Below are 16,102 nucleotides of genomic sequence, written 5' to 3'. Positions count from 1 at the left end.
CCCATCAGACCGACCGTCGCCCCCCGTCGGACCCACCGGAACAGACCTGGCTCATGGCTTCGTGCTCGCGGGTTGGTTCCGGAACGCCGCCTCTCCGGCGTCCGACACCTCGACCCACTTCTCGTCGGGCGCTGCGTCTGCGACGTAGCTGTCGTGCCAGTTCCACCACTTGTAGGTTGCGGTCTGAGGATAGCCCTCGGGAGAGTCCTCCCAGACCTCCTGCCGGCCCAGCGGCGTAATGTCGAGGTAGTTCCAGGTGCTCCCCATCTGTTCGTCGCCGCGGTTGTTGATGAAGTAGGTGCGGAACACGCGGTCGCCGTCGCGGTAGAACACGTTCGTGCCGTGCCACTCGCCGACGCCGAAATCGGTGTCGAAGCTGTCCGTGAGGGTGAACCACGGCATCTCCCAGCCCATCCGCGCCTTCAGCCGCGCGATGTCCGCCTGAGGCGCACGCGAGACGAAGACGAGCGTGGTGTCACGGGCGTTCAGGTGGGCGACGTGGGCGACCTGGTCGGCCACCATGGAGCAGCCACGGCAGGCCTGGTCGGGCCAGCCAAATACGCCCGGCTCGAAGAAGGCGCGGTAAACGATCAGCTGACGCCGTCCGTCGTACAGGTCGAGCAGGCTGACCTTGCCCGCAGGCCCCTCGAACGCATACGCCGTCTCCACGGCCATCCACGGCATTCGCCGGCGCTCGGCGGCCAGGGCGTCACGGGCGCGGGTCTGGGCCTTTTCCTTCACGAGCAGCTGCTCGCGGGCCGCCTCCCACGCCTGCGACGACACGACTGGTGGTGTGTGCATGGCAGGCTGTCCGCCTTTCCGTCCGTTCTCGGCTGATGTAGTCATGTTGCAATCTCCTGATTTGGGCTAATTCCCGCGCCGCGTGGCTGAAGCGCGATTCCATTCGCTGCTCATCGCTCGTTGTTGGCCGTGAGATAGCTTGGCACGGGAGATCGAACGTTGGGAGTAACAAGTGTGGCGGTATTCCGATGGAGTCGCTGGCTACAGCCGCGGCGCGTGGGCTTGAAGCGGGTGATCCTCACGGCGCGTTGAACCGCGTGGCGTTGTGCGACGATGCTCCTGCGCTCGCGCTTGGAGGTATCGCGATGGCCTGGCAAGGTCGCTTTCCGCAACGCGCTCAGATTAGCGCGAGGTTTGGATTGGGTCGCCATGCAATTCTCCGCATAGAGACCTGATTCAGCCGTTAGGTTGATCTCGTGTAGATGCCAGGGCAAGTCTGATTTTTTGCGGATCGTATTGCCGTCTTCACCCTAGACCCTTTCTTGGCAGCTCATCTCAGAATCCGTCGAATCATCAACGCGAGTATTTATTCCGTACAGCCAAGTTTCAGGTTGACGTTGTCCTGAGCGCCCGATTAGAATCCGTCCGTCTTCACAAAAGGGGCTAGTGCCTTGGACAGTTTCAGTAGTCGATCTTCGAACAGTTGGATTGCCTGACCGGCAGAACGTCCGCTAGCCTCATTCAGCCACCGTTCTGCCAGCAGGCAGACGGTGCGCGTCGCAGTAGTCTTCAGTACCGCTCCCGTGCCCTCCATTTCAGCGCCGCTTCGGCACGCATGACTGCGTCCGTCCGTACGGACCAGTTCCCGAGCCGGACTCGGGGCCATGCTTGCTTGCGCCCGCAGGTTTATTCCTGCGAGCGCATGAACAGACACGCCCGTGCACAACGCACCGGAAAGGAGAAGTCATGCCCGACAGTGACTTATGGTTTTTACGCCGCTTACGTTCTTTTTGCCTGATGGATGCCTGCATGCGTTCGCCGTCACTTGCCTGACTGTTTGAGCGTTGCCGTGCAGGCATCCCGGCGACCTCAATCGATCAGTCGGGCTCTGGCCCGAACGGAGAAACCGCATGTATTTCGCCCTTCTCGTATCACAACTGCCACAGGTCCGCGAGCCGCATACGTACCGCGAAGCACCACCGGCGCTCGCATCGCAAACGCCCACCAAACCGTCACACCGATGGTGGGCAGCAGCCAAGGCCTTGCTCCGGCCAGCAGCACATCCCGTCTGATCCCGGCGCCGACAGTGCGCCCGTCGTATCGAAGCAATGGAGGCGCTGTCGCGTTTTCACATGTTGTCTGCTTCGTTCGGGTGGCACCGGCGCCGACCGCGCCATCCGATGGTGGCAGCCCGACGGCGGGTACGGATCCCGGATATCTGCAGGCTTGCTGACGGGCGCCGACCACGCAGAGCCGCGCATCACCTCACCTTGAAAAAACGCATGCAGTTCACTGCATGCGGAACATCAGGAAGAACCCATGCAACACGAATCCACAAATAATCAGCATACCTCCAGGAAGAAGCAGCAAGGCTTTGTGTCTGGCACTGCCAGACGCGAACAGATATCCCTCGCGCATGTTGTGAGCGAAGCCAACGAATCCGTCGCCGCCACGCTCAAGCAGACGTTCAGCTCGCTCGATGGTCTTCTCAGGGACGAAGCGCTGGAGCGGCTGCAGTTTGCTGGTCCCAACGAAGTCGCCCACGACAAGGCCCCGCACGCACTGGTACAGCTATTGCTGGCCTTCAGGAATCCGTTCGTACTGGTGCTGCTCGGTCTGTCCGTCATCACCTTCTTCACGGACGTGTACTTTGCTTCGCCGGACGATCGCAGCTGGACTGGACTCAGCATCCTGCTCACGATGGTGAGCGTCAGCAGCCTGCTGCGCTTCTTTCAGGAATACCGCTCGAACAAGGCCGCAGAGCGACTCAAGTCCATGGTCCGTACGACAGCGACCGTGACCCGCCGCGCAACCGTGTTCGCGCATCCGGAGAAGCAGGAAATCGCGATGCGCGATCTGGTCGTCGGCGATATCGTCAGTCTGCAGGCGGGTGACATGATCCCCGCTGACATCCGTCTGATCCAGTCGCGCGACCTGTTCATCAGTCAGGCGGCGTTGACCGGCGAGGCACTGCCGGTCGAGAAATACGACACGCTCGGCGCCGTGACGGAAAAATCGGCGCATGCCAGTCCCGATGATCGGGGCGATCTGCTCGATATGGCCCATATCTGCTTCATGGGAACCAATGTGGTCAGCGGTACGGCAACGGCGATCGTCATTGCTACCGGCGCCGATACCTGGTTCGGCTCACTGGCAAAAAACGTAGTCAGTCACAAGCGCGTCGAGACCAGCTTCGATCGTGGTGTCAATAGCGTATCGTGGCTGCTGATCCGCTTCATGCTGGTGATGGTGCCGGTGGTGTTCCTGATCAACGGCCTGACCAAGGGCGACTGGCTGTCCGCGGTGACGTTCGCACTGGCGGTAGCAGTCGGCCTGACACCCGAGATGCTGCCGATGATCGTGTCGGCAAATCTGGCCAGAGGCGCCATCGCAATGGCGCGGCGCAAGGTGGTCGTGAAGCGCCTGAACTCGGTGCAGAACTTCGGCGCGATGGACGTCCTGTGTACGGACAAGACCGGCACACTCACGCAGGACAAAATCATCCTTGAACATCACCTCGACATCAACGGCAACAGGGACGAGCGGATTCTCCAACTGGCATGGCTGAACAGCTTCCACCAGAGCGGACAGAAGAATCTGATGGACATCGCCGTCGTGGAACATGCCAATGAACCTGGCGCGCCGGCGAAGCTGACGCAATACGCCAAGGTCGACGAACTGCCATTCGATTTCGTGCGGCGCCGACTGTCGGTGGTGGTCGAGGGGATGGACAGCAACCAGCTGATGGTGTCGAAAGGTGCAGTCGAAGAGATGCTGGCGGTATCGACACACATTCAGGACGGGGACATGGTCCACGAGTTGACGGCACGCGAGCGTGACATGCTCGTCACACGGGCCGAGGAGTACAACAAGGAAGGCTACCGCGTGCTGGTGGTCGCCACGCGTGAGATCGCGCGCGCCGAAGCAAAGTCCCAGTACAAGACCATTGACGAGGCGAACCTCGTGGTGCGCGGCTTCCTCACTTTCCTTGATCCGCCAAAGGATTCAGCTGCCCCCGCGATCCGTGCGCTGTATGAGCATGGCGTGGCCGTCAAGGTGCTGACGGGCGACAACCCCATTGTCACGACGAAGACCTGCCGCGACGTGGGACTGGATCCGGGCACGCCGCTGCTCGGGCGCGACATCGAGGCAATGGACGATGCCCAGCTTGCGCAGGTGGTCGAACACACGACGGTCTTTGCGAAACTCACCCCGCTGCAAAAGGCAAGAGTGGTCAAAGCGCTTCAGGTAAACGGCCATACAGTCGGCTTCCTCGGCGATGGAATCAACGACGCGCCGGCGCTTCGTGATGCGGACGTCGGCATTTCGGTGGACACAGGGGCCGATATCGCGAAGGAAACCGCCGACATCATCCTGCTCGAAAAGAGCCTGATGGTGCTGGAGGAGGGGGTGATCAAGGGCCGCGAGACGTTCGGCAATATCCTGAAGTACCTGAACATGACGGCGAGCTCGAATTTCGGCAACGTGTTCTCGGTGCTGATCGCCTCCGCCTTTCTGCCATGGGAACCGATGCTGGCGATGCAGTTGCTGATCCAGAACCTGATCTACGACCTTTCGCAGATGTTCCTGCCATGGGACCGGATGGATCCTGATTTCCTGAAAAAGCCCCGCAAGTGGGATGCCGGCAACATTGGGCGTTTCATGGTGTGGCTGGGACCTACGTCGTCGGTGTTCGACATCACGACCTATGTGCTGTTGTGGACGGTGTTCGGCGCTGGCGCGGCCTTCCACCTGCACGGCGGCGGCCAGGCCATCATGAATTCCGGCTGGTTCATCGAAGGTCTCGTCTCCCAGACCCTCGTTGTCCACATGCTGCGCACGCGCAGGATTCCGTTCATCCAGAGTACGGCGTCCTTTCCGGTGCTGCTGTCGACATCGGCTGCAATCTTCGTGGGCTGCTGGCTGCCGTTTTCTCCGCTCGCCGGGGCATTGGGTTTCATTTCTCTGGATCACAGCTACTGGCTCTGGCTCGTCGCAACGATGGTCGGCTACGTGATGCTGACGCAGGTTGTAAAGACGCTGTATATCCGCCGTTACGGCCAGTGGTACTAAGCCCGAGCGAAGTTCCGCGTGGGATGGGGTTCGATCCTGCGCGCGATTGCTTTGGTCAGCCTTGACACTTCAACCCGGTTCATAACATGTCAGCAAAACAGAACAAGTTTCTCAGCATTCCAGCAGCCACCGCCTCCACGCTGGCGTTCCTCAGCGCGACCGCTCATGCGCAGAGCAGCGTAACGCTATATGGCGAACTTGATACGGGGCTCACGTATGTGAGTAACGTGGGCGGTAACGCGCAGTACAAAGCCACCAGCGGCCTGATCGACGGAAGCTACTGGGGTCTGCAGGGTTCCGAAGACCTTGGCGGTGGCGACAAGGCAATCTTTAGCCTCGAACGCGGGTTTTCCGTGACGACCGGCGAGGGCTTCGACGATCACCCGTTCTATGTCGGGCTTGGCAACGAAGCCTTTGGCACTGTCACGATGGGTCACCAGTACGATTCGATTCACGATTACTTCGCGCCGTTCACTCTGACGGGCGGCGCTGGCGGCACTGCATTCGCGCATCCGTTCGACAACGACAACGCGAACAACTCGTACCTTGCACGCAACTCGGTCAAGTACACGAGCGCGTCGTTCGGCGGGTTCAGCTTCGGCGGCATGTACGCGTTTTCGAACGGTGCTGGCCAGTTCGCGAACAACCGCGCTTACAGCATCGGCGCGAACTACCAGAACGGCCCCCTCAACGCGGGCGCGGCTTACCTGCACGTGAACGGTCGTGGCAACACGGCGGGCAGTGCGTATGACACCGTGAATCTCCCCGGCTCGACTCGCGACGTATTCGAGGCGAACGTGCAGACGCAGAACACATATGGTGTGGGCGCAAGCTACGCGCTCGGCGATTTTACGCTGGGCATCGCGTGGTCCCGTTCGACCTACAGCGGTGTGACCGATGCCGATTCTGGTTCGGCGGTGCCTTCGGCCGGCTTCAGCAACTATGAGGTCAATGGCGTGTACCAACTGACGCCGACGGTATGGCTCGCGGGCATGTACACGTACACGAAGGGCTCAAGTGCGCACTGGCATGAAGGTGCGCTGCAGGCTGGCTACCAGTTCTCGAGGCGCACCGATACGTATGTCGAGACGGTCTATCAGCGCGCTTCGCCGGGCGCCCCCGCCGTGATCATCACGTCTGATCCGTCGGCGGGGCGCGGTCAGTTGCTTGTCGCGGCCGGTATTCGCCATCGTTTCTAACCACCCGCTCGTCCGGCAGGACGCGTCTCATGCGGGCGGGATGGAGCTTCATGCGCTCTGCCCTACTTCGTTGGATAGCTAACCTCCATCCCCGCACGAGCATCCTGCTGGATTCCGTACTGCGCAAACGGATACCGAAGACCATTTTTCGCGAGGGCCTCGATACCTGCGATGGCCTGCGCCAAGGTCTCTGGAGGTAGTGCCATCAGCACCTCATCGTCCAGGACTCCGCCGTATCTGCGCTCCGCATAGCAAGGGATCGACAGGCTGGGTTGCTGAGTCTTCAGCGCTCTCCCCCACGAGTCTGCACAGGATGATTCTCCGACAACACTCCAATCGAAATGCTCGTACCCCGACCACTGCAATCCGTTGATGAAGTAGGGGGCGCTTCAGAAAACGGAAAATAAAGCACGTTAGCGACAGGCCACTGTCGCTTGTCGGACCGTTGCTGCCGGTCGTGTATGCGCGTGGACCGTCCGGTCTGTCATAGGTGAGTAGCCCAAGGGAATCACACCCTTTGAGAACAGGGTTGAACGGCCGGACGCTCAAGCGACTGTTCCACTTCGGAAGCTGCCGTTGATGCAGTGAGAATGGGTGAACGTCAGAGAAGAGTCGACTGCGGCGCAGAGCTTCACTCGCATGCGGGAGTTCGCTGAGCTCGGGACACGACGGATTGCAAGAGAAAATCAAGCGGAGTTAACTAAGCAGACCAAAACAAGCGTCGAAACACGGAAAAAAACGTCATCGGGTTCCCGGAATGCTGTACGACAGATCGGGCTCGTCAACGGTCAGCTGCGGACTAGCCAGCTTACCCATTAAAATTGGGGTGACCTACCACCCGTACTTGAGCTCAATGCCGGCGTAGTCAGCGTTGCGCCCACCCGCCTGACGGATCGAGTTCCCAACCTGGAAGTGCACGGCTTCGATCGAACCAATGAAGTTCGCCGCAATCGTCCAGTCCGCGCGCAACTGCACATACATCCCCGTCCACAGGCTGCCTCTGCCCGCCGTGCCCGGTACAGCCTGATTCGCCTGCTGATACACGGCGTCGCCGATCGTCTCGCGCCACTGGAAGCCCAGCGCACCAAGCAGCGCGAGATTGGCCGTCGGCTTGAGCGTGATGGATGGTTTGATATGAATGAGATTCGAATAGCCCGTATAGCCCGCGAGCGTGAAGTAGTAGCCGTTCGGAAACAGCGTATTGAAGGTCTCGATTCTGCCGTCGTGCGGGCGCCGGTCGCCTGAAGCCGCGTCGACCTGCACAGCAACTTGCGGCGACCAGGGCACGTCCAGCTTGTAGCCCGCGATCGAGCCCATCGCCCACGCGAGTATCGTGTTGTTACCGACCGTTCCCGTTTGCAGCATCCCTTCGACATCCCAATTGAAACGACCGCGTGTGCCGGAATAGCGCAAATCCCAGACATCGCGGCGCTCGACGCCGCTTGCATCCAGGTACCGCGCGTTGCTGCGGTTATAGCGCGACCAGTAGCCGGACAGATCGCCCGGCCCTACCGACTGGCGCTCGAAACGCACGCCGCTGAACGTGAGGTCGCGATTCGATACGTCGTCGAACACGGTTGCATTGCGGTTCTGCACGGGTTGCGTCGCGTAGGCGATGAAGCGCCACTTCTGGTATTCGTAGTCGGCCCAGACCGCGTCGTACGCCTGGCGCACGTTCGGGCCGTCGCGCACGGAGATGAAACGCTGCAGGTCGAATGCCATTTCCTGGCGGCCGAGACGAAACTTGAAGGTGCCGCCGCCGAGCGCGCCAGTGTAGGTGACAAACGCCTGTTCGAGATCGAGCGGGTTCTTGTCCACCGGCGTGACCACGTTCTTGCCCCACGCGCGTGCGTCCTCGATCTGCACGAAGAACTGCCAGTGCTCGCCGAGATGCGCATCGGCATGGACCTCGACGCGCTGGATCAGATACGTGTCCGACTGCGTGCCGATGCCGAACAGCGGGGCGTTATTGCTTTCGACGCGCTCGCGCATATTCACGCCGAGCGACAGATACGATGTCGGGTCGCCACCGAGCGGAATGTACTTGAGGCCGTCGAGCGGTTCGCGCGGCACGCACGGATTTGCGAGCACCGACCAGTCTTCCTGCCAGCGGTTGAACATGACGACGGGCCGCTTTGCATTGCAGGCACCTGCCGATGTGCTGCCGCTCGCAGGCGCTACCGTATCGGCGGCATCCGCCGCGAGGCTCATCCCGGTTGCGGGTTGCGCGACCGCATCCGCGAAAGTCGCGTCTGCACCCGTTAGCAACAGACCCGTGAAGGCCATGACACTGGCGGCCTTTTCGAATCGACGCTCGCGCATTGCAGTCGACACCATGCTTCCCCTCGCCATTGTCCGGGTGGGCTTGTATCCGCCCGCCGGTCGGCTCGGCGGGCGAAATCGAGGCCATTCTTGCTGTCCTGCAACATCAGGCGTGCCCTGGCGTGGCCGCGCGCTCGTGTTCTCCAGTGGTCAATGCGAGCGCCACAAGCGCGCACGCCGGCGCAAGCAGCGCCCAGAATCCTGTGTAGCGGTAACCCAATGCACCGGCCGCCGCCCCGATCGCGAATGCAACGATGGCCGGCATCATCGTCGCGAATCGGGCGCGCGCCGTTGCGCGCACGCTCTCGGCCGTGTCCGCCGACAGCATGTCGACCGCGTCCAGGATCGCTTGCGTGACGTTGCCCGTCATCACGGTATTGGGCACGCCGGGGCGCTTAATGAGCTTCGGATGCGCGTTCTGCACGCCCATCGCGAACGCGCCGACGACACCGGCAACCGTCACCGAGAGGCTTTCAGGCTGGCTGATTGGCGTCGCCCAGACGCCGGCGAGGCAGTAGCCGAACATGAGCACGGCCTGCACGGCATGGAGCAGGCGCGCGCCCTGGCATGCATGCTTTTCGGACAACGAACGCACGAGCAAAGCGCTGACGACCACTCCGCCGATGAACGCGGGAAACACGATCAGCTTCAGGAGCACGCCGCGGCCGAAGCCCGCGATGCCGGCGCCGATCAGCACGAAGTTGCCCGTCACGTGCGCCGTGAACAGCCCGAACAGCGCGACGAAACTCAGCGTATCGACGAAGCCGGCGATCGCGGCGAGGATCGTGTCTTCGGACTTCATTGCGCCGATTTCGCGTGAATCTCGGCGATATAGCCGCCCGGGAACTCGACGATCGCGGCGTCGCGCCCGTCCGACGTAAACGGCGGCACGAGCACCTGCACGCCCGCGGCCTTCGCCTTCTCCAGCGTCGCGGCGAGATTCGGCACTTCGTAGCCCGTCACTTCCCGCCCGAACGGATAGGGCAGACGGCCGTCTGTCACGAGCACGGTCATCTTGCCGAAGCCCGACTCGATACGAACGCGGCGATACGTGTCGTTCGGCCGGCCGATCTCGATACCGGGCGCATTGGCCACATCGGACACCACCTTGCCGTGCGAGAACTTCACGAAAGCGTGAACCAGCTTGCGCAGGTTTTGCGGCGACACATAGACACGGTTCTCGGGAATGGTCTGCAGCGCATCGTAGTGCGGCACCTGGGTATGCCAGTAAAGCTGCATCTTGAGGCCGCCCGGCCACGAGATGATGGCGTCGCGGCCGATCGGATCGGGGAACGTGTCGACGATCACGTCCGCGCCGAGCGCACGCGCGGACTTCATCGCCGCATCCATGTCGGTCACGAGGTAGCCCGTACGCTCCGCGCCGAAGGGATACGGAATGGGCGTCTTGAAGCCGAACACGGAGATCGTGCCCGACGGCGTAAACACGAGCTGCGACATCGTCTGGCTCGGCGTCGGCGTGACCTGGAAGACGCCCTGCTTCGACTTGCTGCCGCCAAACGTCGCGACGAAGCTGTCGGTGAAGCGATCGAAGTCGTCCGCCGCAACGTACACGTGCGTCGTATCGTACTGAGCACCGACGGCGACGAACGGCGCTTCGACGGCCTGCTTGGGTGGCGTCGCGAACGCAACCGGCGCGGCGACAAAACCGCTTGCGATCATCACGGCGAGCAACGCAGCGCGAATCGTTTTCATGACGGTATTTCCTTGTTGTTTCATCCTACTGTCTGATCAATCAGGTGCGGCTGTCGCCGGCCGCACCTTTCACATCGCCGAGCATGGTCGCGAGCACGAGCGCCGCGATCAATCCCAGATGCTCGAAAAAACTGTTCAGCGCTATGAAGCGCGCGGCGCCGGTCTGGTTCCAGAAGTCGTTGGCGACCTGCATGGCGACGACGGTCAGCACGCCGAGGCCGCCCGCACCAATCCACGTGAAGCGGCGAAATACGACGCATAGCGATCCGCCGATCTCGACCGCGACCGCCAGCGCTGCCCAGAGCGCTGGCGGATGCAGGCCGAAATGCGCCTGCTCCGCGATCGCGCTGTCGAAATGCAGCGCCTTGTTAAAGCCGCCGATCAGCCAGGCGGACACGAGCGCGAGGCGCACGAGCGGCCCGACCCATGGCTGCGCAAGCAGCGCGCGGACCCATGCCGGGTTGCTGCGGCCGGACCATGCCGTCACGTCAGATGGCCCAGCAGGAGCAGCCGAGCGCGCCCCAGAAGCCCTTCGCATCCGCCGTCGGCAACGCGCGGCCCCATGCGAGCGCGTGTGCGTGGCCGTGCACATTGCAGGCGCTCGCGCACCCGCACAGCGCCGCGGCGGCTGCGCGCCGAAGCGGCGCGCCCTCGCGCTGCTGACTTACGTCCCCGCGGCCCCAGCCGCCAAAACCGCCGTACTGCCGCACCGGCGACCAGTCCGGCATCGCGGCCGGAATCGGCGCATCGTGCTGCGAGAACGGGCCCGCGCCCCAGACAATCTTGCCTCCCACCACCGTAAGCAACGCGGTAGTGCCGGCGATGTCGTCCTCGGCGCACGCGAAGAAATCGCGGTCCGGCACCATCAGGTCCGCGAGCTGGCCGACCGCGATGCGGCCTTTCCTGCCTTCTTCGTTCGAGAACCAGGTGACGTACTCAGTCCACATGCGCAGGGCCGTCTCACGATCGAGCAGGTTGCGCTGCGGATACATCCGCAGGCCCGCGACCGTCTTGCCGGTCACCAGCCACGCGAGCGACACCCAAGGGTTGTACGACGCCACGCGCGTCGCATCGGTGCCGGCCGAGACCTTGATACCCTTCTCCAGCATCTTCGCGACGGGCGGCGTGGCTTGCGCCGCCTCTGCGCCATAGCGCTCGACGAAGTACTCGCCCTGGTAAGCCATCCGGTGCTGCACCGCGATGCCGCCGCCGAGCGCCGCGATACGGTCCATGGAACGCTCGGAGACGGTTTCCGCGTGATCGAAGAACCAGTTGAGGCCGGCGAGCGGAATGTCCTTGTTCACCTTCTCGAACACGTCGAGCGCGCGGCTGATGGTTTCGTCGTACGTGGCGTGCAACCGCCACGGCCAGCGATTCTGCGCGAGCACGCGCACCACTCCTTCGAGTTCGCCCTCCATCTCGGGCGCCATGTCGGGTCGCGCCACGCGAAAGTCCTCGAAGTCGGCAGCCGAAAAGACCAGCATCTCGCCCGCGCCGTTGTGGCGGAAGTAATCCGTGCCGTCGTGATAGCGGGACGTGCTGGTCCAGTTCACGAAGTCTTCCTTCTCGGCCTTCGGCTTTTGCGTAAACAGGTTGTATGCGACGCGAACCGTCATCTCGCCCGCGTCATGCAGCTTGCGGATGACTTCGTAATCCTCCGGGAAGTTCTGCGAGCCGCCGCCCGCATCGATCGCGCCAGTCACGCCAAGGCGGTTGAGTTCGCGCATGAAATGGCGCGTCGAGTTGTACTGATACTCGGGCGGCAGCTTCGGCCCTTTGGCGAGCGTCGCGTAGAGAATCGAAGCGTTCGGATTCGCAAGCAGGAGGCCGGTGGGATTGCCCGCGCCATCGCGCAGGATCTTGCCTCCCGGCGGCTCCGGCGTGTCCTTCGTATAGCCGACCACGCGCAGCGCGGCCGCGTTGAGCAGCGCCCGGTCGTACAAATGCAGGATGAACACGGGCGTATCGGGCGCCACCGCGTTGAGTTCCTCGATGGTCGGCAGGCGCTTTTCGTCGAACTGATGCTCGGTAAAGCCGCCCACCACGCGCACCCATTGTGGCGCGGGCGTGATCGCGACCTGCTGCTTGAGCATTTCCATCGCCACGGCGAGCGAGCCCACGCCGTCCCAGCGCAGCTCCATGTTGTAGTTGAGACCGCCGCGGATCAGATGCAGGTGATTGTCGATCAAGCCGGGCAGCGCGGTCCGGCCGCCCAGGTCGATGACCTGGGTCGAGCCGCCCGCGAGCGGCATCACGTCGGCATCGCTGCCGACCGCGACGAAGCGGCCATCGGCCACTGCCACCGCGGTGGCGACCGGGTTCGAACGATCCAGCGTGGTGAACCGTCCGTTATGCAGAATGAGATCGGGTTGGGTGCCGGTAGTGCTCATGTGCGTCTCCTCACTTCGCTCAATTCGCAAATTTCGTTTGCTTCAATCAAAGGCCGAGCAACTGCTTGAGCGTCGGGACGGCCAGGGCGCCGATCAACATGCCGAGCAAGCCGATGAGGGCAATCAGCGGCGGTGCGGGCGAGCGGACCTTGATCACGCTATAGATCACGCCTATCAGCACGCCCGCACCCAGTGACACCAGATACGGTTTCATATGATCACTCTCTCTGACAAATTAGCCTGCAGAACCGGGCGGTTCAGCTGCCCGGCGAAGCCAGGGTCGGCGCAAGCGAGGCGTCTGCGCTCAGGCGCTCGAGCCGTCCGGCGTCGTGCGCGTGAACGCGCCGATGCCGTTCGGGCTGGATTTATCGCACCGCGCGCGTCACGCAGTTGCTCGACCTTCTCGTCGAGCATCTCGCGCACATTCCGCGGGCGGTGCCTGAGCGCGTCTTACTTCGCCGGCACGGCCGGCAGCGCCTCATGCGGCGTAGCCGTGCGCTGCGGCGCCTTGTGGACCATCGTGTAGGCATAGTCGATGCCCATGCCGTATGCGCCCGAGTGCTCCTTCGCGATTGCCATGATTTGGTCATAGGTCTCGCGGCGTGCCCAGTCGCGCTGCCATTCGAGCATGACCGGTTGCCACGTGACCGGCACGACGCCCGCCTGGATCATGCGCTGCATCGCGAAATCGTGCGCATCCTTCGACGTACCGCCTGACGCATCGGCCACCATGTAGATCTCGTAGCCGCCTTCGAGCATCGCGCTGAGCGCAAATGTCGCATTGCAGACTTCCGTCCACAGACCCGACACGATCACCTTCTTGCGCCCGTTCGCGGCCAGCGCGTCACGCACTTTCTGGTCGTCCCACGAGTTCATCGACGTACGTTCGAGCAGCTTCATGCCCGGGAACACGTCGAGCAGTTCGGGATAGGTAAACCCCGAGAAGCTTTCCGATTCGACGGTCGTGATAATGGTCGGAATCTTGAACACCTTGGCCGCCTTGGCCAGGGCGACAACGTTGTTCTTCAGCACCTGGCGGTCGATCGACTGCACGCCCAAGGCCATCTGCGGCTGCTGATCAATGAAGATGAGCTGGCTGTTCTGCGGGGTGAGTACTTCAAGCTTCGGATTGCTCATGACGTGTATCTCCTTCAATGCGGAGAAAACAAAGGCCCGCCTCGCCGGCGCGACCGGGAGGAGTCCGATATCCATTGCGCTGGGGCATGCGTCGTCCAGCGTTAACATTTAATACTAAACCCGGCGAAAGAACACCCCGAAAAATGAGTGCGATTCCGAGAATTGCGCCTTTAAGTGAACTTAACTACTCTTCCCTTAATCGATCAGACCCGAAACGCTTGTGAACAATCTGTTGCGCAGTGCTGTCGCCGGCCGACCGTCAAGGAGACTCGTATCATGAAGCCGTATATCCTCTCGTTCCTTGCCGGAATTCTTGCCGGTGTCGTTTACAGCGCGATCGGCGTGCAGTCGCCGGCGCCGCCCACCGTCGCACTGGCGGGCCTGCTCGGCATTCTGGCCGGCGAGCAGATCCTTCCCGTCGCACGTCGAATGCTATTGGGCGTCAAGCTCAAAGCGGCATGGAGCGAAGCGAAATGCAGCCAGCACATGTTCGGCCCACTGCCCGGCGGCCACGTTTCCGATGTAGCCGCAAAGGACAAGCAACCATCGTGACCCATCATCCTTCACACAATTCCGTGCTGCACAATCTGCCTGCACACGGATGAGCAACGTCGAGCTCTTTCATTACCTGCTGTTGTTGATCTGCGGCGCGGGCGCGCTCACCTGGCTCGCCGAGCGCGTTGCGATCCCGCCCGCCGTCGTGCTGCTGCTTGGTGGCTGCGTGATCGCGGTCGCGGGCAAGCGCGCGCCCGACATGGACCCGAACCTGATGCTCGCGGCCGTGTTGCCGCCGCTCTTGATGTCGAGTTCGTTCTACACGGCATGGAAGGAATTCCGCGAGGAGCTCGGCACGATCGTTTCTCTTGTGCTGGGCGCAGTGACGGTCACGACCGCCGCGGTCGCCGTTGCCGTGCATGCGTTCAACCCGGGTCTGCCCTGGGCCGCATGCTTCGCGCTGGGCGCGATCGTCTCGCCGCCCGATGCGGTCGCCGCGAAGGCGATCCTGCAGCGCCACCCGCTGCCAGCGAGGCTCGTAGCCGTGCTCGAAGGCGAGAGCCTCGTGAACGACGCACCGGGCCTGCTGCTCTACCAGATGGCGGTCTCGGCCGCGCTTGCCACCACCATCACGGTTGCGAACGCAACGGGCCTGTTCTTCTCGCTGACACTGATCGGCGTCGTGGTCGGCCTCGCGTGCGGCCAGGTGATGTGCTGGGTGCTGCAGCGCCTCTCCGATGCGATGCTCGGCATCGTCCTGACCTTCGTGTCGTGATGGCCTGGGCGAGCTACGGGGTTGCGGAGGCGGTCGGTGGCTCGGGTGTGCTGTCTGTCGTGACCTGCGGTCTCGTGCTCGGCATCCGCCAGCATCGCGTGTTCGACGCCGGCATGCGAATCAAGGCCAAGGCGACCTGGGAGGCGATCGTGTTCGCGCTCGACGCGCTCGTCTTCATCCTGATCGGCCTCGCGCTGCACGGCATCCTGGCGCGCGTGAATTACGACGTCGCCGTCTTGATGGTCGGCTTGCGCATCGCGCTGCCTGCAACAGCGGCTGCGATTGCGGTCCGCCTCCTGTGGGTGTTTGCTGCGATCTGGTTGCCGAGCCGCATGCTCGCGAAGCGTATGGGCAACCGGCCGTGGTCGGCCGGTGAAGCCGTCGTGCTGGGATGGGCGGGCATGCGCGGCGTCGTGAGTCTCGCGGCCGCTCTCGCGTTGCCGGGTAATTTCCCGGGCCGCGACCTGATCGTCTTCAGTACCTTCCTGCTCATCATTGCGACGCTCGTCGTGCAGGGCGGCAGTCTTGCGCCGCTCATCCGTCTGCTGCAGCTGCGCCCGGTCGCGCGACAGACCATGTCCGAGCACGAGACGCGCGCCCGCACCTTCGGGGCTTCGCTCGCCGTACTCGAAGAGACGGGCAAGCACGCGTCCGGTATCGAACGCGCAACGCTCGAGCGCCTGATCGCCGAATACCGGATCCACGTCACGGCGAACGAAAACGCGTATGCGCTGGGAGCGGAACGGGTCGAAGACCGCGCGCACTTTCTGCGCATCGAACTCAAGCTGGTCAGCGTGTCGCGCGAGGCGCTCCTTGGCCTGCATCGCGACGGCAAGGTCGACGATGGAGTCTTGCATCGCATCGAATCCGAACTCGATCTCGAAGAGCTTCGCCTGTTGCGCTTGCTCGAACCGTAAAGGCTGCGCGCCAGGCACGTCACCTTCGAAGCTTCAATTCACCGACTGCTTCGACGCAGCCGTCGCCCGAAGCGCTGCGGCAGTAACGCGGACTACCTCGGTGTCGAACTGAAATATGGA

The 16,102-nt window shown here is 62.7% G+C and carries 11 protein-coding genes and 3 pseudogenes; 5 read left to right on the top strand and 9 right to left on the bottom strand.

The annotated features are described in order from the left end of the window. Window positions 1–51: 51 nt before the first annotated feature. Complete coding sequence (locus tag P3T23_RS36755; protein ID WP_429320959.1) at window positions 52–846, bottom strand: DUF899 domain-containing protein; 795 nt, start codon at window positions 844–846, stop codon at window positions 52–54. A gap of 143 nt (window positions 847–989) precedes the next feature. On the opposite strand from P3T23_RS36755, the pseudogene P3T23_RS36750 reads away from it, so the two are divergent. The 3 genes and pseudogenes from P3T23_RS36750 to P3T23_RS36740 all read left to right on the top strand — a co-directional run. Continuing rightward, window positions 990–1,127, top strand: a pseudogene (locus tag P3T23_RS36750) (helix-turn-helix domain-containing protein); the annotation flags it as partial. A 1,153-nt stretch (window positions 1,128–2,280) separates the two neighbouring features. Continuing rightward, entirely contained in the window at window positions 2,281–5,034 is a 2,754-nt protein-coding gene (gene mgtA / locus P3T23_RS36745; RefSeq protein WP_429320958.1) for a magnesium-translocating P-type ATPase, read from the top strand. 86 nt (window positions 5,035–5,120) lie between these two features. Further along, the gene (locus tag P3T23_RS36740) at window positions 5,121–6,233 is read left to right on the top strand and encodes a porin (protein WP_429320957.1); all 1,113 of its coding nucleotides are present in this window, start codon (window positions 5,121–5,123) and stop codon (window positions 6,231–6,233) included. 62 nt (window positions 6,234–6,295) lie between these two features. Here the strand turns inward: P3T23_RS36740 and P3T23_RS36735 are convergent. The 8 genes and pseudogenes from P3T23_RS36735 to P3T23_RS36700 all read right to left on the bottom strand — a co-directional run. Then, window positions 6,296–6,607 (bottom strand): annotated as a pseudogene (locus P3T23_RS36735) (DUF169 domain-containing protein); the annotation flags it as partial. Between the two features lie 457 nt (window positions 6,608–7,064). Next, window positions 7,065–8,570 carry an alginate export family protein gene (locus P3T23_RS36730; protein WP_429320956.1) on the bottom strand — a complete coding sequence of 502 codons (1,506 nt, stop codon included), beginning with the start codon at window positions 8,568–8,570 and terminating at the stop codon, window positions 7,065–7,067. 91 nt (window positions 8,571–8,661) lie between these two features. Next, on the bottom strand, window positions 8,662–9,357 hold the full coding sequence (locus P3T23_RS36725) for a YoaK family protein (protein WP_429320955.1): 696 nt from the start codon (window positions 9,355–9,357) through the stop codon (window positions 8,662–8,664). Continuing rightward, the gene (locus tag P3T23_RS36720; RefSeq protein ID WP_429320954.1) at window positions 9,354–10,268 is read right to left on the bottom strand and encodes a glyoxalase; all 915 of its coding nucleotides are present in this window, start codon (window positions 10,266–10,268) and stop codon (window positions 9,354–9,356) included. Before P3T23_RS36720 ends, P3T23_RS36725 begins: the two co-directional genes overlap by 4 nt. A 40-nt stretch (window positions 10,269–10,308) precedes the next feature. Next, entirely contained in the window at window positions 10,309–10,755 is a 447-nt protein-coding gene (locus P3T23_RS36715) for a DoxX family protein (protein ID WP_429320953.1), read from the bottom strand. Between the two features lies 1 nt (window position 10,756). After that, complete coding sequence (locus P3T23_RS36710; protein WP_429320952.1) at window positions 10,757–12,658, bottom strand: amidohydrolase; 1,902 nt, start codon at window positions 12,656–12,658, stop codon at window positions 10,757–10,759. Between the two features lie 46 nt (window positions 12,659–12,704). Further along, window positions 12,705–12,872 (bottom strand): DUF1427 family protein, encoded by a 168-nt coding sequence (locus tag P3T23_RS36705; protein ID WP_171926426.1) that lies wholly within the window; start codon window positions 12,870–12,872, stop codon window positions 12,705–12,707. A gap of 236 nt (window positions 12,873–13,108) precedes the next feature. Then, the gene (locus P3T23_RS36700; RefSeq protein ID WP_429320951.1) at window positions 13,109–13,795 is read right to left on the bottom strand and encodes a hydrolase; all 687 of its coding nucleotides are present in this window, start codon (window positions 13,793–13,795) and stop codon (window positions 13,109–13,111) included. Between the two features lie 276 nt (window positions 13,796–14,071). Here P3T23_RS36700 and P3T23_RS36695 point away from each other — a divergent pair, with 276 nt between their 5' ends. Further along, window positions 14,072–14,347 carry a XapX domain-containing protein gene (locus tag P3T23_RS36695; RefSeq protein ID WP_429320950.1) on the top strand — a complete coding sequence of 92 codons (276 nt, stop codon included), beginning with the start codon at window positions 14,072–14,074 and terminating at the stop codon, window positions 14,345–14,347. 49 nt (window positions 14,348–14,396) lie between these two features. Then, a pseudogene (locus P3T23_RS36690) lies at window positions 14,397–15,982 on the top strand (cation:proton antiporter). Window positions 15,983–16,102: the final 120 nt, after the last annotated feature.

This window comes from Paraburkholderia sp. GAS448 (assembly GCF_050435685.1).
Lineage (GTDB): Bacteria > Pseudomonadota > Gammaproteobacteria > Burkholderiales > Burkholderiaceae > Paraburkholderia.
The sequence above is the reverse complement of the archived record's forward strand: the minus strand, read 5'-3'. Positions and strand labels throughout refer to the sequence as shown.